The sequence below is a fragment of the Oleiphilus sp. HI0061 genome, assembly GCF_001635675.1.
This window is the reverse complement of the sequence record NZ_LWFE01000330.1, coordinates 1-889: the sequence shown is the minus strand read 5'-3', so window position 1 is coordinate 889 and position 889 is coordinate 1. Positions and strand designations below refer to the sequence as shown.

The following is an 889-nucleotide window of genomic DNA, read 5'->3' as shown; positions in this document are numbered from 1 at the left end:
ATGATGGCTCAAACCGTTACTTGGTGAGCTGGAGCTTATGTCGTGTTGCCCTGATCGATATCGATGCTGAAACAGATGGTGATCAACAAGGCCAGCCAGAATATTGTACCGAAGAGAAACTCGCTTCAGATACCTATGAAGCCGCGACACCTCTCTATGGTTTATATGTCTATGATGCGAGCGATAAGACCTTAAAAGTGGTTGCCTTACCGAGTGAAGGTAATCGCTACGATCAGGTGATGTTGGTTACAAGTCGGCCAGAACCGGAAGACTACGTTCCAGTAGAGTTGGAAAACTTTGGTAATGGTTTAGGAGCGATTCATATTCGCAGTGTCTATGACTTTGATGGTGAAGATACGTCTCCTGCCGGTTTAGCGGCGCTTGCTAATCCTGAGGTGACAGAGCCTTCTGAGCGTCCTCAACGTTTTCTAAGAATCGAGAAGGCTGTTTCAATACCTGATGAAAACGTACGTGATTTTGATAACTCCGCTTTTGGTAGAAGTCGAGCGCAATCTATGCGGGAAATCCTGGGTTATGTTCCTATTGAACCAGATGGATCTGTAATGGTGACCGTACCAGCCAATGTTGCTTTTGCACTTAGCGTATTAAATGAAAAAGGGCAGCGTACTAGTGAGCGTCATCAAAACTGGCTGCAAGTCGCTCCAGGGGAATTAATAGAATGTAACGGTTGCCACACGGGTGCAAGCGAAGTCCCGCATGGGCGTAATGGCGCTGGGCCTGAACCGGTCAATACGGGGGCAGAGACTGTTGGTCTTCCTTTTCCGGGAACGTCTCCTGCCGGGCCTGATGAAGATACACCCTTTGGTGTGCTAATGGGGGAAACCATGGCGCAGGCCTATACCGAAAATTATGGTATTCGAAATCTAAG

1 pseudogene is annotated in these 889 nt (G+C 47.9%); it reads left to right on the top strand.

Going from position 1 to position 889, the window contains the following annotated elements:
* Positions 1-889: pseudogene (locus A3735_RS30260) on the top strand (hypothetical protein); the annotation flags it as partial.